This is a genomic window from Arthrobacter sp. CMU6, assembly GCF_059090205.1.
On the sequence record NZ_JBNHFL010000003.1, the window covers coordinates 1 to 20,192 of the forward strand.

General features: G+C 67.7%; 19 protein-coding genes. 5 read left to right on the plus strand and 14 right to left on the minus strand.

Translation table 11 applies throughout. The annotated features are described in order from the left end of the window. The 10 genes from AC5RWD_RS02535 to AC5RWD_RS02580 form a co-directional block, all read right to left on the minus strand. Positions 1-664: 3-oxoacid CoA-transferase subunit A (locus tag AC5RWD_RS02535; protein ID WP_494018544.1), on the minus strand; the 664-nt coding region annotated here is incomplete at its 3' end. A gap of 3 nt (positions 665-667) precedes the next feature. Continuing rightward, a complete protein-coding gene (locus AC5RWD_RS02540) occupies positions 668-1,870 on the minus strand; it encodes a thiolase family protein (RefSeq protein WP_494018545.1) in 1,203 nt (400 codons plus the stop codon). 77 nt (positions 1,871-1,947) lie between these two features. Then, positions 1,948-2,460 carry a 4-carboxymuconolactone decarboxylase gene (pcaC, locus tag AC5RWD_RS02545; RefSeq protein WP_494018546.1) on the minus strand — a complete coding sequence of 171 codons (513 nt, stop codon included), beginning with the start codon at positions 2,458-2,460 and terminating at the stop codon, positions 1,948-1,950. Beyond that, positions 2,457-3,275 (minus strand): alpha/beta fold hydrolase, encoded by an 819-nt coding sequence (locus tag AC5RWD_RS02550; protein WP_494018547.1) that lies wholly within the window; start codon positions 3,273-3,275, stop codon positions 2,457-2,459. The genes pcaC and AC5RWD_RS02550 overlap by 4 nt, the downstream gene beginning before the upstream one ends. After that, on the minus strand, positions 3,268-4,752 hold the full coding sequence (locus AC5RWD_RS02555) for a lyase family protein (protein ID WP_494018726.1): 1,485 nt from the start codon (positions 4,750-4,752) through the stop codon (positions 3,268-3,270). Before AC5RWD_RS02555 ends, AC5RWD_RS02550 begins: the two co-directional genes overlap by 8 nt. Positions 4,753-4,850: 98 nt before the next feature. Continuing rightward, positions 4,851-5,441: a protocatechuate 3,4-dioxygenase subunit alpha gene (gene pcaG / locus AC5RWD_RS02560; RefSeq protein ID WP_494018548.1), complete on the minus strand. Its 591-nt coding sequence runs from the start codon at positions 5,439-5,441 to the stop codon at positions 4,851-4,853. Further along, positions 5,434-6,327, minus strand: coding sequence for a protocatechuate 3,4-dioxygenase subunit beta (gene pcaH / locus AC5RWD_RS02565; protein WP_494018549.1), 894 nt, complete (start codon positions 6,325-6,327; stop codon positions 5,434-5,436). Before pcaH ends, pcaG begins: the two co-directional genes overlap by 8 nt. Before the next feature lie 29 nt (positions 6,328-6,356). Next, positions 6,357-8,285 carry a bifunctional sugar phosphate isomerase/epimerase/4-hydroxyphenylpyruvate dioxygenase family protein gene (locus AC5RWD_RS02570; protein ID WP_494018550.1) on the minus strand — a complete coding sequence of 643 codons (1,929 nt, stop codon included), beginning with the start codon at positions 8,283-8,285 and terminating at the stop codon, positions 6,357-6,359. Continuing rightward, positions 8,285-9,166: a shikimate dehydrogenase gene (locus AC5RWD_RS02575; RefSeq protein ID WP_494018551.1), complete on the minus strand. Its 882-nt coding sequence runs from the start codon at positions 9,164-9,166 to the stop codon at positions 8,285-8,287. The genes AC5RWD_RS02570 and AC5RWD_RS02575 overlap by 1 nt, the downstream gene beginning before the upstream one ends. A 162-nt stretch (positions 9,167-9,328) precedes the next feature. Beyond that, entirely contained in the window at positions 9,329-10,213 is an 885-nt protein-coding gene (locus AC5RWD_RS02580; protein WP_494018552.1) for an IclR family transcriptional regulator, read from the minus strand. Positions 10,214-10,435: 222 nt separating this feature from the next. On the opposite strand from AC5RWD_RS02580, the gene AC5RWD_RS02585 reads away from it, so the two are divergent. Then, complete coding sequence (locus AC5RWD_RS02585) at positions 10,436-11,755, plus strand: MFS transporter (RefSeq protein WP_494018553.1); 1,320 nt, start codon at positions 10,436-10,438, stop codon at positions 11,753-11,755. A gap of 81 nt (positions 11,756-11,836) precedes the next feature. Here the strand turns inward: AC5RWD_RS02585 and AC5RWD_RS02590 are convergent, their stop codons facing one another. Continuing rightward, complete coding sequence (locus tag AC5RWD_RS02590; protein WP_494018554.1) at positions 11,837-12,904, minus strand: ATP-dependent DNA ligase; 1,068 nt, start codon at positions 12,902-12,904, stop codon at positions 11,837-11,839. 173 nt (positions 12,905-13,077) lie between these two features. On the opposite strand from AC5RWD_RS02590, the gene AC5RWD_RS02595 reads away from it, so the two are divergent. Both AC5RWD_RS02595 and AC5RWD_RS02600 read left to right on the plus strand, forming a co-directional pair. Further along, on the plus strand, positions 13,078-14,049 hold the full coding sequence (locus AC5RWD_RS02595; protein WP_494018555.1) for a TIGR03885 family FMN-dependent LLM class oxidoreductase: 972 nt from the start codon (positions 13,078-13,080) through the stop codon (positions 14,047-14,049). After that, on the plus strand, positions 14,046-15,740 hold the full coding sequence (locus tag AC5RWD_RS02600) for an alpha-amylase family protein (RefSeq protein WP_494018556.1): 1,695 nt from the start codon (positions 14,046-14,048) through the stop codon (positions 15,738-15,740). Before AC5RWD_RS02595 ends, AC5RWD_RS02600 begins: the two co-directional genes overlap by 4 nt. Positions 15,741-15,774: 34 nt before the next feature. On the opposite strand, the gene AC5RWD_RS02605 is transcribed toward AC5RWD_RS02600, so the two are convergent. After that, positions 15,775-17,571, minus strand: coding sequence for a glycoside hydrolase family 13 protein (locus AC5RWD_RS02605; RefSeq protein ID WP_494018557.1), 1,797 nt, complete (start codon positions 17,569-17,571; stop codon positions 15,775-15,777). Positions 17,572-17,890: 319 nt separating this feature from the next. Between AC5RWD_RS02605 and AC5RWD_RS02610 the strand changes: the two genes are divergently transcribed. After that, on the plus strand, positions 17,891-18,277 hold the full coding sequence (locus AC5RWD_RS02610) for a fumarylacetoacetate hydrolase family protein (RefSeq protein ID WP_494018558.1): 387 nt from the start codon (positions 17,891-17,893) through the stop codon (positions 18,275-18,277). Between the two features lie 185 nt (positions 18,278-18,462). Beyond that, positions 18,463-18,699 (plus strand): hypothetical protein, encoded by a 237-nt coding sequence (locus AC5RWD_RS02615; protein WP_306920070.1) that lies wholly within the window; start codon positions 18,463-18,465, stop codon positions 18,697-18,699. Between the two features lie 5 nt (positions 18,700-18,704). Here AC5RWD_RS02615 and AC5RWD_RS02620 read toward each other — a convergent pair whose 3' ends face one another. Then, on the minus strand, positions 18,705-18,992 hold the full coding sequence (locus AC5RWD_RS02620) for a MoaD/ThiS family protein (protein ID WP_387102536.1): 288 nt from the start codon (positions 18,990-18,992) through the stop codon (positions 18,705-18,707). Between the two features lie 9 nt (positions 18,993-19,001). Next, positions 19,002-20,132: a WD40/YVTN/BNR-like repeat-containing protein gene (locus AC5RWD_RS02625; RefSeq protein ID WP_494018559.1), complete on the minus strand. Its 1,131-nt coding sequence runs from the start codon at positions 20,130-20,132 to the stop codon at positions 19,002-19,004. Positions 20,133-20,192: the final 60 nt, after the last annotated feature.

The following is a 20,192-nucleotide window of genomic DNA, read 5'->3' on the forward strand; positions in this document are numbered from 1 at the left end:
CGCGGGAATCAATACGGACGATGCTGTTGACGTAAATGCCGGGGGTCACGATGTTCTCCGGGTCCAGCGCGCCGGTGGGCACGATCTCGGACACCTGGACCACCGTGTGCCTTGCCGCGGCGGCCATGATCGGGCCGAAGTTCCGGGCGGTCTTGCGGTAGACCAGGTTTCCCACGCCGTCGGCCTTGAGCGCCTTGATCAGCGCGACGTCGGCGTGGATGGGGGTCTCGAACACCTGGCCGCGGCCGTCGATGATGCGGGTTTCCTTGCCCTCGGCCAGCATGGTGCCGTACCCGGTGGGCGTGAAGAAGCCGCCGATGCCGGCGCCGGCGGCGCGGATGCGTTCGGCCAGGTTGCCCTGCGGCACCAGCTCCAGTTCGATCTGCCCGGCCTTGTATTTGGTGTCGAAGTGCCAGGAGTCGGACTGCCGCGGGAACGAGCAGATCATCTTCCGTACCCGGCCTTCCTTGATGAGCAGCGCCAGGCCCTGGTCGCCCTGACCGGCGTTGTTGTTCACCACCGTCAGGTCGGTGGCGCCGCTGTCCAGCAGCGCGTCGATCAGTTCGAAGGGCTGGCCGGCGTTGCCGAACCCGCCGATCATCACGGTGGAGCCGTCCTTGACGGCCGCGACGGCCTCGCCGGCCGTGTCAACGAAATTCAGCATCGCCTATGCCTTTCCTGTAGAAGCAGTCACGTTTTCGAGCACGACGGCCAGGCCCTGGCCCACGCCGATGCAGATCGCCGCGACACCCCAACGCTGCCCGGAGGCCTGCAGGGACCGGGCCAGGGTGCCCAGGATCCGGGTACCGGACGCGCCGAGCGGGTGGCCCATGGCGATCGCACCGCCGTGACGGTTCACGATCGCGGGGTCGATGCCCCAGGCGTTGATGCAGGCCAGGGACTGCGCGGCGAAGGCTTCGTTAAGTTCGACGGCGCCCACCTGGTCCCAGCCGATGCCCGCCTTCGCGAGGGCCTTGTTCGCCGCCTCCACCGGGGCGTAGCCGAAGTACTGGGGGTCGTTGGCGTGCGCGCCGCGCCCGGCGATCCGCGCCAGCGGGTCCAGCCCGAGCAGCCCGGCGGCAGCCTCGCTGCCCACCCAGGCCGCGGAGGCCCCGTCATTCAGCGGCGATGCGTTGCCCGCGGTCACCGTGCCGTTCTCGGTCCGGAACACCGTCTTCAGCCCGGCCAACTTTTCCGCAGACGAACCCGCGCGGATGCCCTCGTCGCGGACCAGATCCGTCCCCGGCACCGGGGCAACGAGGTTGTCGTAAAAACCCTCATCCCACGCCGCAGCCGACAGGTTGTGCGAGTTCGCGGCGAACTCGTCCTGCTGCGCCCTGGTCACGCCGTACTTCTCGCGCAGACGTTCGGTGGCCTCGCCCAGGGAGATGGTCCATTCCTTCGGCATTGCCTTGTTCACCAGGCGCCAACCCAGCGTGGTGGACGCCAGGGTCATGTCCCCGGCCGGATAGGGCTTCTCCGTCTTGGGCAGCACCCACGGCGCACGGGACATCGACTCGGCACCGCCCACCAGCACCAGGTCGGCGTCGCCGGCATTGATCTGCCGGGACGCGATGATCGCCGCGTCAAGCGACGAACCACACAAACGGTTGACCGTGGTGCCCGGAATCGAGACCGGCAGGCCCGCCAGCAGCGTGCCCATCCGCGCGATGTTCCGGTTCTCCTCGCCGGCACCGTTCGCGTTGCCGAACACCACCTCATCGATCCGCTCAACGTCAAGCTGCGGGGTGCGCTTCACGGACTCGCGGATCACATGCGCGGCAAGGTCATCCGGGCGGACCGCGGCGAGGCCGGAGCCGAACTTCCCGAACGGCGTACGTACGGCGTCGTAAACAAAAGCCTGGTTCATGAATTCCTCGAATTGTCTGGACCCAACCGGGTAGCATTTCAGGGCGTTCTGGGGTCTCAGAACGCCCAACCTGCTACCTACTTGGGTGGGATGGGGGTGGTGTCGGGCCCGGCGCTGTCCATGTCGGTGTTGTCCATTTCATGGAACACCTGCTGGGCTGTCTTGAAGGCGGTGTTGGCGGAGGGGACCCCGCAGTAGATGGCGGTCTGCAGCAGGATCTCCTTGATCTCGTCCCTGCTCAGTCCGTTGGTGATGGCTGCACGGACGTGCATAGCCAGCTCTTCCCAGTGCCCGTGGGCCACCATGGCGGTGATGGTGACGGCGGAGCGCATCTGGCGCGGCAGGCCCGGGCGGGTCCAGATGCCGCCCCACGCGATGCGGGTGATCATGTCCTGGAAGTCCTCGGTGAAGGCGTCCTTCTTGGCGTTGGCCCGGTCCACGTGCGCGTCGCCGAGCACTTCGCGCCGGACCACCATGCCGCCGTCGTAAATCTCCTGGCTGGTGGCGTCCGGCTGGACCACACCGTTGCGCCGGGGGTCGACAGTCTGGGTGCCGGCCGCTTGGGTACCGGTAGCTTCGGCGCCGCTCATTTGCTTCCTCCGCGGGTTTCGGTCCAGGACATGAGGCTCCGCATCAGCTCGGCCACGTGGGCCGGCGCCTCGGCGGGCGCCAGGTGCGCCACGCCCTCGAGCGTGGCTGCGGACGCTGTGCCGCCGCCGGCGGTGATGCCTGCGGCCACCTCTTCGGCGAACGACGGCGGGGCCACCCCGTCCAGGGCGCCCGCCACCACCTGCGTCGGGACGGTGATGCTGCCGAGCTGGTCGCGCACGTCGAAGCCGGCCAGCGCCTCGCAGCAGAATGCGTAGCTGAACCGGTCGGCGTCGCGCAGGGAGTGCAGGAGCCGGCTGCTGTATTCCGGTTCGCGGTCCATGAACCCCGGCGCGAACCAGCGTTCGGCCGAGCCTTGGATCATCACCGGGGTGCCCTGGGTACGGACCGTCTCGGCGCGTTCCAGCCAGCCTTCCGGGGTGCCCAGCTTGGCACCGGAGCACTGCACGGAGAGGCTCTTGAGCCGGTCGCCGTGCTTGATGCCCAGCTGCAGGCCCGTGGCCCCGCCCAGGGATACTCCGGCGTAGTGGAACTTCTCGCCGGGGGCGATCGAGTCAACGAGTTCGACGACGGCGTCCGCTAGATCCGCGACGCTGAACGTTTCGGCGGCGGGGGCAGAGACACCGTGTCCGGGCAGGTCCCAGGCGACGACGTCGAACTCGTTGCCCAGGAGCGAGCCGACCTGGGCCCACAGCACCGAGGAGGTGCCGAGCGACGGCCCGACGATCAGGAGCGGTTTGTCCCCCAGCGCGCGCTGGGGGGAAAGCAGCACGGCCTTCACTGCTGGTTTAGCCACGGGAATCTCCGTTTCCGTCTGGTTCGGTTGAAGTAAGCGCAAAATCCGGGAAAGCCGCCAGGATCCGCCGCGAGATCTCGGCTGCCTGCCCCAGGTAGCTGGCGGGGTCGAGCAGCTTCTCCAGCTGCGCGTCGGAGAGCCTGTCCGCGGGGACGGCCTCGCGCAGCAGCCGGCGGTAGGTGGCGGCCTGTTCGGCCTGCGGTGCCTGGAGCGTCTTATCGACGACGGCCTGCAGCTGCTGCTTCCCGTCCAGGCCGGCTCCGTCGGTGCCGCCGCCGGCTCCATCGGTGGAAAGCAGCGGCGCCACCGCGGCGGAGACGCCCTCGCTGAGCAGCAGCGGGCCGGACAGGTCCAGGTTCCGCCGCATGCCGTCGGGGAAGACCTGCAGCCCCTCCACGAGTTCCCGCACGTGCCCGGCGGCGCCGAGGGCAAGGGCGAGCAGCTGGCGCAGGGCCGGCCATTCAGTGTGCCACGCACCGTCAGGGCGTTCGTCGTTGAAGGTGGCCGCGGCAAGGTGCAGCTGCGCAGCCAGGCCGGGCGCCTGCAGGGCCGCGCTGCGGACCAGCACAGACAGCACGGGGTTCTGCTTCTGCGGCATCGCCGAGGACACTCCGCGGCCGGGGGCGCGCGGTTCCGCCACCTCGGCCACCTCGGGACGGCTCAGGAACAGGACATCCGCTGCGATCTTGCCGAGCGCGTCCACCACGGAGGCCACGGCGTCGCCCAGCGAGGTCACGGCCAGCCGGTTGGTGTGCCACGGTGCAGGCGCGGCGGCGAGCCCCAGCTGGGCTGCCAGCGCGTCAGACAGTGCGAAGGGGTCCGTGGCCGGGCCGGAACTCGGCCCGGCTTTTGAAGTCAGCCCGGCTTTTGAAGTGAGAACAGTGCCAGCGGCCAGCGTGCCGGCCGCGCCGCCGAACTGCACCGGCAGCTTCAGCGCTTCAAGCCGGCGTGCCGCGGCTGCCAGCCCGTGGAACCACTGCGCCGCCCGAAGCCCGAAGGTGAACGGCAGTGAATGCTGGGTCAGGCTCCTGCCGACGCACAGCGTGTCCGCGTGCTGTTCCGCCAGGCGGGCGAGCACCGCCGTCGTGCCTTTCACATCGGCGAGCAGCGCCGCAACAGTGTTGCGGGCCACCAGCATCAGGGCCGTGTCCAGCACGTCCTGGCTGGTCAGCGAGGTGTGCACTGCCTTCGCGGCACCGACGCCGGCGGCGTCCAGCGCCTTGGCCTGGCTCCGGAGGTCGCCCAGCAGCGGGATCACCGGGTTTCCGCCGCCCTGCGCCCGCCTGGCAATATCGGCAACATCGTACCGGGAGGCGTCGGCGGCGTGGGCCACCACGGCAGCGGAGCCGGCGGGAGCGAGGTCATGCTGCTCCAGCACAGCTGCCCAGCCGGCCTCCACGGCGAGAATCGCAGCGAGGACGGCCCGGTCGCCGGTCAGTGCCGCCACGAGGGGCGACGCCGACACAGGGCTCAGCAGGCCGACGTCGCCTAACCCGGCGTCGCGGCGAAGCGCAGTGTCGCCGTGGAGCGCAGCGTCGCCGTAAAGCCCGCCGGTGCACGCTGCCTGGAAGCCGGTCACTTTGCGGCGCCCCCGGTGCCGGTTCCCTCGAAGTCGAGGAAGACGGTTTCGTCCTCGCCCTGCAGGCGGATGTCCCAGGTGAGGCCGCCGTCGGCGTCGCGGCGTGCGATCAGCGTCTTGCGGCGCTCGGGGTCCAGCGAGGACAGCAGCGGGTCCTTCTCCAGTGCTTCGGCGTTCTCCGGCAGGTACACGCGGGTGAAGAGGCGGTTCATCAGGCCGCGGGCAAAGACCGCGACGGAGATGAAGGCTGCTGCGCCGGGTTCGGTGGGTCCGGGGTTCACCGTGGTGAAGGTGTAGACGCCGGTGTTGCCGACGGCGCTGCGGCCGAATCCGGTGAAGGTGTAGCCGTCCCGGACCAGGGAGCCGGTCCGGTGGACAATGTTGCCCTCGGAGTCCGGCTGCCAGATTTCGAGGATGGCATCCGGAATCGGGTGCCCGGCGCCGTCGTAGACGGTGCCCTGGAGGCGGATGGAGCCCGGCGATCCGGGGGCCAGCAGCTCGCGGTCCTTGTTGTAGGGCAGGGCGTAGCCGTAGAACGGGCCTACGGTCTGGCCGGGGGTGGGAACCAGCTTGGTGGAGTTACTCATGGTCGTCGCCTTCCGCGCCAAGCGCCTCGTTCTCGGTCCAGGTCCGCTTGGAACCCGTCAGGATGATGTCCCAGTTGTAGCCCAGCGCCCATTCTGGCTGGGTGAGGCTGTGGTCGTAGGCGGCCACGAGGCGGTCGCGGGCATCCTGGTCCACGATCGACTGGTAGATCGGGTCCAGCGGGAAGAGCTGGTCGCCCGGGAAGTACATCTGGGTGACGATCCGCTGCGTGAATGCCTGGCCGAACAGCGAGAAGTGGATGTGCGCGGGACGCCAGGCGTTGAGGTGGTTCTTCCACGGGTAGGCGCCCGGCTTGATAGTGACGAAGCGGTAGGAGCCGTCGGGTCCGGTGATGCAGCGCCCCACGCCGGTGAAATTGGGGTCCAGCGGTGCCGGGTGCTGGTCGCGCTTGTGGATGTAGCGGCCGGAGGAGTTGGCCTGCCAGATCTCCACCAGCTGGCCGGCTACCGGGCGGCCGTCGCCGTCGAGGACCTTGCCCTGGACGATGATCCGCTCACCCAGCGGTTCGCCGTTGTGCTGGATGGTCAGGTCCGATTCCAGCTCGTGTACGTCCTGGTGCCCGAACGCCGGGGAGTACAGCTCGATGGTTTCCGGGTCCGCGTGGTGCAGGCTCTTGGTGGGGTGGCGCAGGAGGCTGCTGCGGTAGGGCGGGAAGTCCAGGCGCGGCTGGGTTTCCGGCGCCGCACCGTCCTTGAGCGCGCGGGCGTAGGCATCTCCGATGGCCTTGATCTCCGCGTCGAGATCCTGCTGGGTTTCCACACGGGGTGCTTCAGCGGGGACAGCCGCCGGGGTTGCGGGTACTGCGTCCGACAGGTCCTCGGTCAGCGCGTCGGCGTTGTACGTTGCGAGATTCACGTCTTCAGGCACAGCAGCCTCCTTTCAATCTGTGGTTGGAATCAGTGGTTGGTTTGGGTCAGGTCGTGCAGATGGTCGTACTGGACGGCGTGGCGCACCGGTGCGTTGGGCGCCCCGTAGCCGTCGTAGTTGCCGCGGCGTTCCACCATTTCGAAGAACACGCTGCCCACCGTGGCGGTGTAGAAGTGCAGGAATTCGCCGTCGGCGTCGCGGTCGTACAGCAGGTTGAGGTCCCGGAGCGTGGCCAGGAAACCGGGGTCGAGGTCGAAGCGGGCGTCCAGGTCCTCGTAGTAGTTTTCCGGGATCTGCAGGAAGGCCAGCCCACGGTCGCGGGCGGCGCGGGCGGTGGCCACCAGGTCATCCACCGCGAAGGCGATGTGCTCCTGGTAGGTCTTCCGCGGGGCCGCCCCCGGGTCCGCGCCGTCCTGCTGGATGACCGGGGCCAGGTTCAGGACCAGGCGCACGTCCCGGTCCGAGGTCTGCATGACCTGCGACCGGACCAGCCCGCTGGGGCTGGCCACCTCGGCGTACGGCAGCGGCTCCAGCGCCAGGGCGCTCGTGTAGAAGAGGACAGCCTCGTCGAAGTGCTGCCACGGCTGGGCCAGGTTCACGTGGTCGATCACCGCGCTCCGGGCGCCGGAGGGCACCTCGAGCCCCTCGCCGAATTCACGCGTCCAGGCGGCGGTGCCGTCCGGGCTGCCCTGGCACAGGAAGATCTCGGTGGAGTCCGGGGCGGCGAAGCCCTGGAACACTTCCTCGTTGGCCTGGCTCTTCCGGGGAACCACGGGGGCCTTGAGCTGCTGGGCGCGGGCTGAGGCAATCACCGGGGAGTCGACGTCGAACCCCAGGGCTGCGATGGCGGGTTCGGCAGCTTCGGGGGCCTGTTCGTTGATGATCACCCGGGCGTGGCCCATGGTCCAGAGCTGGACGTCCTTGGTGCGGTGGCGGCCGTTGAACTCGAAGCCGAGCTGGCCGAGGACGGTTTCCAGCACTCCGGTGTCCGCGGCCTTGACCTCGGCGAAGTTGAAGCCGGCAGGCTCTGCCACCTGCGGGAGCGTTGCCAGTTCCATGGGATAGCGGCGGCGGGCGGCGGCCGGAGGACCACCAGCAACAGTGCCGCCGGCACCGACGGAGGAGGCCGGCGCGTTGGCGTCCAGCCACTTGGCGCTCTGCTCCTCCAGCCAGATCAGGGAGCGCATGGCGTCGACGGCGGTGCGTTCGACGTCGGACTGGCGGAAGACGTCGTTGAAGACCTCCAGGGACACCGGCCCAGTGTAGCCGGCGCGCACCACGTGGCCCATGAACTTCGCAAGCTCGAACTGGCCCTCGCCCGGGAAGACGCGGTAGTGCCGGCTCCAGGAGAGCACGTCCATGGAGAGCTTGGGGGCGTCGGCCACCTGCACGAAGAAGATCTTGTCGGCGTTGATGTCCTCGATGGGCGCGGTGTCCCAGTCCCGGGACAGGATGTGGAAGGAGTCCAGGCAGGTGCCGAGGCTGGGGTGGTCCACCTTCTCCACGAGGCGGTGGGCGTGCTCGTAGTCGTTGACGTACTTGCCCCAGGCGAGGGCCTCGTAGGCAACCTTAACGCCGTGCTCACCCGCCAGGTCCGCCAGGGCGGCGAGCTGCTCGGCGCGGAGGTCGTCGTCGTCGATCGTGGCGGTGGCGACGTTGGTGCAGACCAGGATGGTGTTCATGCCCAGCCGGGACATGAGCCGGAACTTGGCCGCCGCCCGGCGCAGGTTGGCTGCCAGCAGGTCCTCGGCCACGCTGTCGAAGTCGCGGAACGGCTGGTAGAGGTCCAGCGTGAGGCCCAGGTCCGCGGCCATCTTGCGGACGTCCTCGGGGCTCAGCGACGAGGTGACCAGATCCTGCTCGAAAATCTCGATGCCGTCGAAGCCCGCGATGGCGCAGGCCTGCATCTTTTCCTTCAGCGTGCCGGAGAGGCACACGGTGGCGATCCCGGTGCGCATCAGACGGCCACCTCTTCGGCGGCAATGAGCTCCAGGAAGTGGGCGCGCATCCGTTCGGCGTCGGGCTCGAGTCCGGTGAAGATCCGGAAGGCGTCGGCGGCCTGGCCCACTGCCATGCGTCCGCCGTCGAGCACCCGGCAGCCTTTGGCCCGTGCTTCGCGGACGAGTTCGGTTTCGATGGGGCGGTAGACGATGTCCGCCACCCAGTGCCGGGGCTCCACGAGGGCCATGTCCAGCGGTGTGCCGGGGTGGGCGGCCATGCCCACGGGCGTGCAGTGCACCAGCCCGTCCGCGGCGGGCATCAGCTGCGGCAACTCCGCCGTCGTGCGAGCGGAGACGGTACGGTCCGGGAAGAAGCCGGCCAGTTCGGCGGCGCGTTCGGCACTGCGCGCCGGATCCATGTCCACAAGCTCCAGCGTCTGCACGCCGGCCGTGAGCAGGGCGTAGGCGACGGCGGATCCGGCGCCGCCCGCTCCCAGCTGCACCACCCGGTCCAGCTTGGCGTCCGGAAGCCCGGAGGCGAGGGCGGCGGCGAAGCCGGAGAAGTCTGTGTTGTGGCCGATGAACCGGCCGTCCTGGATCACCACGGTGTTGACGGCACCCAGGCGTTCGGCGTCCGGGGCGATCTCGTGGAGGTGCTCGAGGACCAGCTGCTTGCACGGGTGCGTGATGTTCAGCCCGTTGAAGCCCATCCGGTGGGCGCTTTGCAGCAGGTCGCCGACGGCGGTGGCCGGCAGGCCGAGCTCGTGCAGGTCGATGGGCCGGTACAGGTAGCGGACGCCCTGGACGTCGCCTTCGCGCTCGTGCATGTGGGGCGAGAGCGATGGCATCACGCCATCCCCGACAAGTCCTATGAGGTAGGACTCGGTTCGATTGCTCATGCGTGCGGCTCCTTTGACAACGGCACTCGACCGCTTGGGGCGCCTGCTGCGCCCCGCGCTGGCCGGGTGATACGGATAACAGTACAGGAAAAGTTCATATGATGCACTCTTGTTCTAGATACGAACAAGGGAGATTGTAGCCGCAGCGTTTTCCGGTGCGGGTTACCGCTGGGGCAGCCGGGCGGAAAGCTCAACGGCGGCCGCCTGCAGCAGCGGAACCAGCGCCACCAGCGCCTCCATGCTGAGCCGGAACACCGGAACGGCGGTGGCCAGGGACGCAAAGGCCGTGCCCTGGGAGTTGAAGACCGGCACCGCCACGGCGCGCATGCCCAGCTCGTTTTCCTCATCCATGACCGCATACCCCTGCCGCCGCACCTTCTCGATCTCGGCGCGGAAGGCGTCCCGGTCGGTGATGGACAGGGCGGTCAGCGGCTCCAGCGGAAGCTCCTCGAGCAGCCGTTCGCGGTCCTCATCCTCCGCGAATGCGACGAGCGCCTTGCCGACGGAGGTGGTGTGGAGCGCGCCGAGAAACCCGGGGTCACTGGTCACGCGGAATGTCTGCGGCCCGTCCACCTTGTTCACAGTGAGGTGGTGGATGCCGTCGCGGACGGAGAGGATGGTGGCCTCCCCCGTTTGCTCGGTGACGCGGCGCAGGATGGGCAGCGCCGTGCCGGCGAAGCCGTGGTGGTTGGAGACCGCCTGGCCCAGCTGGAAAATGCGAAGGCCAAGGTGGTAGCGGCGGCCGTCCGGCTCGTAGTCCACGAACCCGTCGCGGGTGAGCGAGCCGAGGAGCCGGTAGGTGGTGCTGAAGGGGAGGTCAGCGCGCCGGGAAATCTCCGCCGCGCTGGCTCCGCGGGGCTCATCCCCCAGCAGGACCAGCAGGCCCAGGGCCTTGCCCACCATATCGGTGCGGGATTCCCCCTTGGCGGGCTTTGCTTCCCCAGCAGGGGCGTCCGGTTCAACGGTGGCATCTGGTTCCGTGGCGGCATCCGGCTCAACGGGGGCACTTGGGGAGGCGTCTTCGCCTGTGGCTTCCTTCACACTCATAACTCGATGTTGCCACAATGTGAGAGCTATTTCTAGATCGTGAGCAGGTTTCTTGACAGGTGACTGCCCTCACAGCCATCATTGCTGTATCGCACAAGTAGCTCTCACCATGTGGCTACTCAGTCCGGGTCTTCCAAGGACCTCCAGCCGCCCCCTCCCCAAACGGACGGCGGCCGCGACCTGATTTATCCCGCGACAACGTCGTCCCCCTGAAGGAACACCATGAGCCAGACCATTCCGTCCGCCGCGCCGGGCACTGTTGCCCCGGCCGGGACACCGAAGAAGGCAGCCCTTGCCAGCTTCCTCGGCAGCGCCGTCGAGTACTACGACTTTTTTATCTTCGGCTCGGCAGCCGCATTGATCTTCCCGCACGTGTTTTTCCCGAACGCTGACGCCAACGCCGCCATCATGTCGTTTGCGACGTTTGGTTTTGCCTACATCGCGCGGCCCGTCGGCGCCGTTGTCCTGGGACACTTCGGCGACCGGGTGGGACGGCGCAAGGTCCTCATGTTCACCCTGGTCCTCATGGGCGCCTCCACGTTCCTGATCGGCTGCCTGCCGGACTTCAACACCGTTGGCTGGTGGGCTCCGGCCCTGCTGGTGCTGGCCCGCCTCTGCCAGGGCCTCTCCGCGGCCGGTGAACAGGCCGGCGCATCGTCCATGACCCTGGAGCACGCACCGGACAACCAGCGTTCCTTCTTCACGTCGTGGACGCTGACCGGCACGCAGGGCGGCCAGATCCTGGCGGCACTCGTCTTCATTCCGGTGCTCGCACTGCCCGACGAGATCAAGTACGGCATCGGCTGGCGGATCCCCTTCTGGCTCAGCGCCGTGGTTGTTCTGATTGCCTTCTTCATCCGCCGCACGCTGCACGAGCCGCCGGCGTTCGAAGCCGCGCAGAAGTCAGCCGAGATTGCCAAGCTGCCCGTGGCCGACCTGCTCAAGGCCCACTGGCGCGATGTCCTCCGGGTCATCTGCTGCGCCTTCATCGCCGCAGTGTCCACCGTGTTCGGCACCCTCGCCATCAGCTACGCCAAGACCGTTGCCGGCGTGGACGGCACCACCACCCTCTGGCTCGTGGTTGGCGCCAACCTCGTGGCTCTGGGCACCCAGCCGCTGTTCGGAAAGCTGGCCGACCGGATCGGCCGGAAGCCCGTCTACATTTACGGCGCCCTGTCCAGTGCGGCCCTGGCCCCGCTGTTCCTGCTGAGCCTCGAGTCCGGCAACGTGCCGCTGATGTTCCTGGCCGCCATCGCCTTCTTCTCCTGCGGCTACGCCGCCGCGAATGCCGTCTGGCCGTCCTTCTACGCAGAGATGTTCAGCACCAAGGTCCGCTTCTCCGGCCTGGCCATCGGTACGCAGCTCGGCTTCCTCATGGCCGGTTTCGCTCCGGCCATCGTCGCGGCCATGGGCGGCATCAAGCCCGGCGGCTGGGTGCAGATCAGCATCTTCACCGCGGTCATCTGCGGCATCGCTGCCATCTCGGCCCTGACGGCGAAGGAGACCTACAAGGTTCCCACCAAGGAGCTCGGCCTCAAGTAGGCCTGCCCAAGCCAACCGCTTTACGACGGCGGTCCGCCCTTTTTCGGAAGGGGCGGACCGCCGTCGGGGTTTAAGCAGCCGTCAGGTGGCGAGCACTTCGGCGAGGTCAAACTTCACCGGTTCCTCGAGCTGTTCAAAGTTGCAGGACTCGGGGTCCCGGTCCGGGCGCCACCGCACAAACTGGGCGGTGTGGCGGAACCGTTCGCCTTCCATGTGGTCGTATTTCACTTCCAGCACCCGCTCCGGCCGCAAGGGCGTGAAGGACAGGTCCTTGCCCGCGCTCCACCGGCTGCCCTCCGCGTTGCGCGGTGTCCGGGTGCCTTCCTCCTGCTTGGCCCAGGCCCACGGGTGCTCATCGAAGCTGGTGACGAGGGGCTGGAGCTCCTCGAAAAGCTCCTTGCGCCGCTTCATTGGAAAGGCGCCAACCACGCCCACGCTGGCGAGTTCGCCGTCCGGTCTGTACAGGCCCAGCAGCAGCGACCCGATGGTGTCGGGGCCGCTCTTGTGGACGCGGTAGCCGGCCAGGACACAGTCGGCGGTCCGTTCGTGCTTGATCTTGAACATCACCCGCTTGTCCGGCTGGTAGGACCCGTCCAGCGGCTTGGCAATGATTCCGTCCAGGCCGGCGCCCTCGAACTGGTGGAACCATTTTCCTGCCAGCTCCGGGTCCTGTGTGGCGGCAGTCAGGTGGACCGGGGCGGCGGCGGCGGCGAAAGCCTGTTCCAGGGCCGCCCGCCGCTCAGCGAAGGGGCGGCCGCTGAAGTCCTCGTCGGCGAGGGCCAGCAGATCGAAGGCCACGAACCTGGCCGGTGTCTGTTCGGAGAGCAGCTTGACCCTGCTGGCCGCGGGATGGATCCGCTGCTGCAGGGCGTCGAAGTCCAGCCGGTCCCCGGACGGCCCCACCAAAACGATCTCACCGTCGATCACGCATTTGGGCGGCAGGTTGGACTTCAGTGCCTCCACAAGTTCGGGGAAGTAGCGCGTCATCGGCTTCTCGTTGCGGCTGCCGATCTCCACGTCGTCGCCGTCGCGGAAGATGATGGAGCGGAATCCGTCCCATTTCGGCTCGTAGCTCAGGCGGCCTTCGGGGATGGCACCGACCGATTTGGCCAGCATGGGGGCGACAGGGGGCATGACCGGCAGCTGCATAGGCCCCATTCTTGCCCGGGACCCTGCCGGACGCCACCCCCCGGGTCAGGACTGGTCCGTTTGAGGATCGCGGGTCGGTTTGAGGATCGCGGGTCCAAGTGACGATCGCCGGCCGCCCACCGCGACACGGCCCCGCCCTCGACATGCCCCCCGCCCGCCGGTAGACATTAACGATGGCAGCTATCGGATTTCACGCATCGCATGAACAGATCAGCCCCGGCCAGCTCCTGAAGGACGTGCGGCTCGCCGAGGAGGCGGGCTTCGACGCCGCCATGTGCTCGGACCACATCGAACCGTGGTCGGCGCGGCAGGGGCATTCGGGCTTCGCGTGGTCCTGGCTCGGGGCTGCCCTGGCCACCACCGGCCTGCGCTTCGGCGTGGTCACCGCGCCCGGGCAGCGGTACCACCCTGCGATCATCGCCCACGCCTCTGCCACGCTGGCGTCCATGTTTCCGGGCAGGTTCTGGATGGCCCCGGGCAGCGGCGAGAACATGAACGAGCACGTCACGGGCGACCCCTGGCCGCTGAAGGAGACGCGGCAGCGCCGGCTGGAGGAGTGCGTGGACGTCATCCGCCGGCTGCACGCGGGCGAGGAGGTGACCCACCACGGGCTGGTCACCGTGGAGCAGGCGCGGATCTGGGATGTGCCCTCGCCGCCGCCGCCCCTGATCGCACCGGCCATCAGCGTGGATACGGCCCGCCGGGCCGCCGGCTGGGCTGATGGCCTGGTGACGGTGAACCAGCCGGCCGAAAAGCTCACCGAAATGCTTGCTGCGTACCGGTCCGGGGGCGGCAAGGGGAAGGCCGTGCTGCAGATCCACCTGTCCTGGGCTCCCCGGGAGGAGGACGCCGTCGCCATTGCCTTGGACCAGTGGCGTTCAAACGTCTTCACCCCGCCCATCCCCTGGGACCTGCCGACCGCGGCGCACTTCGACGGCGTCAGCGCCGACGTCGGGGAAACCCAGGTGCGGAAATCGGTGAACGTCTCCGCCAGCCTGGACCGCCACGTGCAGTGGCTGGGCGAGTATCTGGACCTCGGCTTCGACGAGCTGTACCTCCACTTCGTGGGACAGGAGCAGGCGCCGTTCATCGACGCCTTCGCGCAGAGCGTCCTGCCGCAGCTGCGGAAGGTGCCCGTGGCATGAACATCGCGGAGACATCGGACCTGTGGTGGAAATCCGCCGTCGTCTACTGCCTGGACGTGGAAACCTTCTTTGACTACGACGGCGACGGCACCGGTGACTTCGGCGGCCTGACCCAGCGCGTGGACTATCTGGCGGCGCTGGGCGTGAACTGCATCTGGCTCATGCCCTTTTATCCGTCACCGGACCGGGACGACGGCTACGACGTGACCGACTTCTTCGACGTCGACCGCCGGCTGGGCACGCTGGGCGATTTTGTGGAGTTCATCCGCACCGCGAAGGACCGCGGCATCCGGGTGATCGCTGACTTCGTGGTAAACCACACCTCCAACCAGCACCCCTGGTTCGTCGAGGCCCGCAAATCCGTGGACAACCCATACCGGGACTACTACGTCTGGCGAAGCGATCCGCCGCCGGACACGTCCTCCGAAGTGGTGTTCCCGGGCGAACAGACCTCCCTCTGGACGCAGGACGATGCCACCGGCGAGTGGTACCTGCACATGTTCATGGAGCACCAGCCGGACCTCAACGTCACCAACCCCAAGGTTCGCAACGAGATCGCCAAGGCCATGGGCCTCTGGCTGGAGCTCGGGCTGGACGGATTCCGGCTGGATGCGGTCCCGTTCTTCCTGGAGACCCGCGGCGCGCCCAAGGACGAGGCGGCCAGCATCGACCCGCATGACTACCTCAGTGCCCTGCGCAGCTTCGTCAACCGGCGCAACGGCGGCGCGGTTCTGCTGGGCGAGGTGAACCTGCCGTACAAGGACCAGCTGGAGTATTTCGGCGGCGCCGAAGGCAACGAACTGAACATGCAGTTCGACTTCATGTCCATGCAGCACATCTACCTGTCGCTCGCCAGGCAGGACGCCCGGCCGCTGGCCGAAACGCTGAAAACCCGTCCGCAGCTGCATCCCGACAACCACTGGGCGATGTTCGTGCGCAACCATGACGAGCTCACGCTGGACAAGCTCAGCGACGGCGAGCGGGAAGAGGTCTTCGCCGCGTTCGGACCGGACAAGAACATGCAGCTCTACGGGCGGGGCCTGCGGCGCCGGCTGCCGCCGATGCTGGACGGCGACACCGACCGGATCCGGATGGTCTACTCGCTGATGTTCTCCCTGCCCGGCACACCGGTGCTCTTCTACGGCGAGGAGATCGGCATGGGCGAGGACCTGCGGCAGAAGGGCCGGGCCGCCGTCCGCACGCCCATGCAGTGGAACGACGAAAAGAACGGCGGCTTCTCCAGCGCCAAGGTGTCCGAGCTGGTGGTCCCGCTGCCCCGCGGGGAGTACGGCCCGGAAAAGGTCAATGCGGCCAGCGCCAAACGGGACCCCGGGTCGCTCTGGAACTTCATGGCCACCCTCATCCAGCGGTACCGCGAGTCGCCGGAGCTGGGCTGGGGCGAGTTTGCCGTCCTCGAACAGCCCGAGCCCGCCGTGTTTGCGCACCGCTGCAGCTCGCCGGAGGCCACGGTGGTGCTGCTCCACAACTTCGGCGACGCGCCGGTCAAGGTCACCGCGAACGTCGGGTCCGGGGACAGTCCGCCGCGGGCGTTCAGGGACGCCATGCTGCTGGATTTGTTCGACGGCGGGAACGTTCCGTTGGAGGCCGACGGCGGGTTCACCGTTGAGCTGGGCCGGTACGGCTACCGTTGGTTCCGCGTCCACCGGCCCGGCGACCGCCTGGCGCCCTGAGGTCAGCCCTGCGCCGTAGGGGCAGGTGCACTGGCTACAGGCTCCGGCGGAAGACCTTCACTTCCCACGGACGGAGATCGAACGGCTGCACTTCCCCGGCGTCCGGCGGGTAGTTGCCGAGCACTGGCTCGGCGCCCTCGGTGGACCAGGTGCCGCCGTCTACGTCGGCCGTCCGGCCGGTCCCCGAAAAGTTGGCCAGCACCAGAAGTTCAGCACCGGCTGCCTGATTGTTCGGTGCTTCACTGTTGGTTGGTTCGCCGTTCGGGAGGGAGCGCTTGAACGCGTAGACGTGTTCGTCGTCGGGCAGCAGCATGCTGAAATCGCCGTAGGCCACGACGGGATCCGAGTGCCGGAAGGCGATCACCTTGCGGTAGAAGCTGAAGACGGACTCGGGGTCGTCAACCTGGGCGGCGGCGTTGATCGCGTTGGCGTTGGGGTTCACCGCAATCCAGGGCGCCCCCGTGGTGAAGCCGCCGTGCCGGCTCGCGTCCCACTGCACGGGAGTCCGGGCGTTGTCCCGGTTGAGCCGTGCCAGGGCCGCGAGGACCTCGGCGTCGGTGTGGCCCAGGTGCGTGGTGGCTTCGCGGTGGTGGTTGAGGACTTCGATGTCCCGGTAGTCGCTGATGGCGCCGAACGCCATGTTGGTCATACCCAGCTCTTCGCCCTGGTAGACGTACGGCGTGCCGCGGTGCAGGTGCAGGACGGCGGCCAGCATCTTCGCCGACAGCTCCCGGTACTGGCCGTCGTCGCCGAACCGGGAAACGGCGCGGGCCTGGTCGTGGTTTCCCCAGTAGAGGCTGTTCCAGCCGCGACCGGCAAGCCCTTCCTGCCAGCGGCCCAGGGACTTTTTGAGGTCGGTGAGCAGCAGCTTCTTGGGCCGCCACTTGTTGCCGCCCTCCTGGTCGAGTGCCACGTGCTCGAACTGGAACACCATGTCCACCTCCCGCCGGCCGGGATCGGTGAAGAGGACGGCATCCTCGACGGTGACGCCCGGCATCTCGCCCACGGTCAGCAAGTCCTTGTCCCGCCCCGCGAAGACTTCCTGGTGCATCTCCTGCAGGAATTCGTGGATGCGCGGACCGCAGATGAAGTGCGGGCCGCCGTCGCCGTAGAGCATCCCTTCGGCCTGCGGACCGTCCGGCAGCGACTGCTCCTTGGAGATGAAGTTGATGACATCCATCCGGAAGCCGTCCACCCCGCGGTCAAGCCACCAGTTCATCATGTCGTACACCGCGGCCCGCACCTCCGGGTTTTCCCAGTTGAGGTCCGGCTGCTTCCTGGAGAACAGGTGCAGGTAGTACTCCCCTGTCTCGGCGTCATACTCCCAGGCAGGCCCCGAGAAGGCAGAGCCCCAGTTGTTGAGCTCGGCACCTGGTGCACCCGGCTCGGCGCCCTCGCGTGGCGGCCGCCACCAGTACCAGTCCCGCTTCGGGTTGTCCTTGCTGGAGCGGGATTCCACGAACCACGGGTGCTCGTCCGAGGTGTGGTTGACCACGAGGTCCATCACCAGCTTCATGCCCCGCGAGTGCAGGCCGTCCAGCAGTTCGTCGAGGGTCCCCAGGTCGCCGAACACGGGGTCGATCTCGCGGTAGTCGCTGATGTCGTAGCCGTTGTCATCCTGCGGTGACCGGTACACCGGGGACAGCCAGACGACGTCGACCCCCAGCTTGTGCAGGTAGTCCAGCTTGCCGATGATCCCCCGGAGGTCGCCGATGCCGTCGCCGTCCGAATCAGCGAAGCTGCGCGGATAGATCTGGTACACGACCGCACTCTTGAACCACTCCGTGCCGGCCCGGTAGGCCGCCTCTGCCTCGGTTTCCTGCGTGGTCATCGCTGGCTCCTCCTGGTCGACGGTGGCGGGCTGCTGGCCCACTGAAAGTCTTGTTCCAGAAGAATCGGCGGTCAATGGCTTCGGTCAATGGCTTATGCCGGCCGGTGCTGTCCGCACCCATCCTATGACCTTTCAATTACCGAACGGGGCGTTCACCCGTGGCTGCCGGGGCTACACCATCACATACGTGCGGGCCACCACCGTCTTCCGTTCTGGCGTCAGCTCAAGACCTTTACTGCAGTCAGCCGGCTGCGGAAACGGCGTTGCGGGCCGCGACAGCCAGTAGGATGCCTCGCAGGGCATTAGCCGGCCACGCGTCTTGTCGCACGCGCCCACGAACATCCCGGCGGACAAGGCGTGGAGGCACGTCGCCAGGATCATGGGGCAGGACCTGTCCGAACGCACCATGCAGTCAACCGGGCCGGCGCCACAGTACAGCCTCGCCAAGTCCTTCCCCCGGTTCGGGCGGCCCGGTCCGCTGCTGGTCACCGCCGACGAATTTGAGGATCCGGACAGCATCGAACTGGGCTGTGAGATCAACAGCGAACAGGTCCAGAAGGGCAACACCTCGGACATGGTCTTCCAGGTTCCGGAGATAGTGGGAGTCGGCCGCGTGCCCCAGCGCTTCCTCGCCCCCGCCGACGAACTCGTCACCTATCTGCGCGGCGTCGGCGAAATGCGCCACCGGATGCAGGCACCCTCGTAGGGTCCCCGACCTAGGGTGCCCGATGGCCGCCATTGGGGCCCTCAGCTGCGATGACGCGCGGAAACCGCGTCGGCTCCGGAAACTAACCGGGCGCTAACGGGCAGGAAACGCGTGCGCAACAATGCCGCGCCACACTGGACGTGCCGGCAATTGCAGGCACCAGCTCCAGCTCAGGAGGCCACGCCATGTTAAAGGAAGCCAAACCCCATATCACCCGGGTCCGTGCCCTGGACCAGCTGCACCGCGGCGACGAGATCGAGGCCCGCCTGTCGGTAGGCCCCAGCTACGACGACGTCATTATCCGCCGTGGCAGCGTCCAGGAGACCGCCCCGGGCATCGGCGTCGTGTGGATCATGGATCATCACACGGGCATGCGCAAAGCCATCAATACGGACGAATGCAGCGTTTGGCGCGTCGCCTGAACCACCTAACCGCCGGCCACCGACTGAATAATCAGCACTTCCTGGCCGGCAGAAACCTCCGTTTCCAGGCCGCGGAGACGCCGGACCTCCTCACCGTTCACGTAAATATTCACGTAGCGGCGGAGCGCACCCGTCTCGTCCCGCAGCCGCCTGGCGAGCACCGGGTAAGTCCCGGTCACGGAATCCAGCAACCACCCCACAGTCACCGCCCCGTCGGCGGGTGTAGTCAGTATGGACTGCCCGCCGGCGAGCGGCTGGAGGACGCTGGGAAGGACCACGCTGATCTCAGCCACAGCACATCCTCATGCAGACGCCGCCTCAGTAACCAGTGCCCCGGCCACAACAGCAGCGCGGACGCACAACACATCCGGCAGGTGGGACGCCACCTCCGCAAAGGTTTCGCCTTCGTCGGCACTGGCATACACGACGCCGCCGCGCGTTCCGAAGTACACCCCGGCGGGTTCGGCAGAATCCACGGCGGCCGCGTCACGGAGCACGGCATTGAACTCTGACTGCGGCAGCCCGGAGTCCAGGCGCTTCCACGTGACGCCGGCGTCGTCGGTGCGGTGCACGGCGAGCTTTCCGTCCGGCGGGATGCGTTCGCCGTCGGCCTTCAGCGGGACAACCCAGGCTGTGCCCGCACGCCTGGGGTGCGTCAGCATGACGAAGCCGAAGTCGGCCGGCAAGCCCTCCGCTATCGATTCCCAGTTCTCGGCATTGTCATCGGTGCGGTACACGCCGTGGTGGTTCTGCGCATAAAGGCGGCCTTCGACGGCGGCATCCGCCGCTATCTTGTGCACGCACTGGCCGAATTCCGGGTTGGGATCGGGCATGAAGTAGGCGGAGATGCCTTTGTTCCGCGGCTCCCAGGACGTCCCGCCGTCGAGCGAGCGGTACACGCCTCCGGTGCTCATGGCCACGTGCACGTTGTCCCCGGCAGGGTTGACCACGATCGAGTGGGCGGCCGCGCCGCCATAACCGGCACCCCACTCACTGCGGTGCGGGTGGTCCCAGAGACCGCGGTTCAGCTCGAAGTGCTCACCGCCGTCGGTCGATTTCCACACCGAAATAGGCTCGGCGCCAGCCCAGATAACCCCCGGTCGGGATTCCGCATCGGGGTAGATCTGCCAGATGCGTTCCACGGCGGCGTCGGTGCCTTCGGGGAACTTGATGGCGCCCTGCTCGGGCTCGGTCCAGTTGGCGCCCAGGTCGTCCGAGTGGGCGACGTACGGGCCCCAGTGCTCGGACCGCACCCCCACCATGATGCGGGTGCGGCCGTCCCGGGTGTCGATTCCGATGCTCGGTATCTCGCTCATCAGGAAGTGCGGGCCGGAAAAGGACCACTGTTTCCGGTCCTGGCTGGTGGCCAGCCAGAGGCCCTTTTTGGTCCCGATTGCTAAAACGAAGCTCTCTGAGGCATTCATGCACCCCATGCAACCACTCGGGCGGAGGAGCTGCAATGGTTTTGGCCCCCACGGGTTCGCCCGGACAGG

Coding starts and splice junctions, on each gene's coding strand:
- AC5RWD_RS02615 (WP_306920070.1), top strand. CDS start 18,463: ATGTTAAAGGAAGCCAAACCCCATATCACCCGGGTCCGTGCCCTGGAC.
- AC5RWD_RS02595 (WP_494018555.1), top strand. CDS start 13,078: ATGGCAGCTATCGGATTTCACGCATCGCATGAACAGATCAGCCCCGGC.
- AC5RWD_RS02585 (WP_494018553.1), top strand. CDS start 10,436: ATGAGCCAGACCATTCCGTCCGCCGCGCCGGGCACTGTTGCCCCGGCC.
- pcaG (WP_494018548.1), bottom strand. CDS start 5,441: ATGAGTAACTCCACCAAGCTGGTTCCCACCCCCGGCCAGACCGTAGGC.
- AC5RWD_RS02570 (WP_494018550.1), bottom strand. CDS start 8,285: ATGCGCACCGGGATCGCCACCGTGTGCCTCTCCGGCACGCTGAAGGAA.
- AC5RWD_RS02605 (WP_494018557.1), bottom strand. CDS start 17,571: ATGACCACGCAGGAAACCGAGGCAGAGGCGGCCTACCGGGCCGGCACG.
- AC5RWD_RS02580 (WP_494018552.1), bottom strand. CDS start 10,213: ATGAGTGTGAAGGAAGCCACAGGCGAAGACGCCTCCCCAAGTGCCCCC.
- AC5RWD_RS02625 (WP_494018559.1), bottom strand. CDS start 20,132: ATGGGGTGCATGAATGCCTCAGAGAGCTTCGTTTTAGCAATCGGGACC.
- pcaC (WP_494018546.1), bottom strand. CDS start 2,460: ATGAGCGGCGCCGAAGCTACCGGTACCCAAGCGGCCGGCACCCAGACT.
- AC5RWD_RS02590 (WP_494018554.1), bottom strand. CDS start 12,904: ATGCAGCTGCCGGTCATGCCCCCTGTCGCCCCCATGCTGGCCAAATCG.
- AC5RWD_RS02600 (WP_494018556.1), top strand. CDS start 14,046: ATGAACATCGCGGAGACATCGGACCTGTGGTGGAAATCCGCCGTCGTC.
- AC5RWD_RS02575 (WP_494018551.1), bottom strand. CDS start 9,166: ATGAGCAATCGAACCGAGTCCTACCTCATAGGACTTGTCGGGGATGGC.
- AC5RWD_RS02540 (WP_494018545.1), bottom strand. CDS start 1,870: ATGAACCAGGCTTTTGTTTACGACGCCGTACGTACGCCGTTCGGGAAG.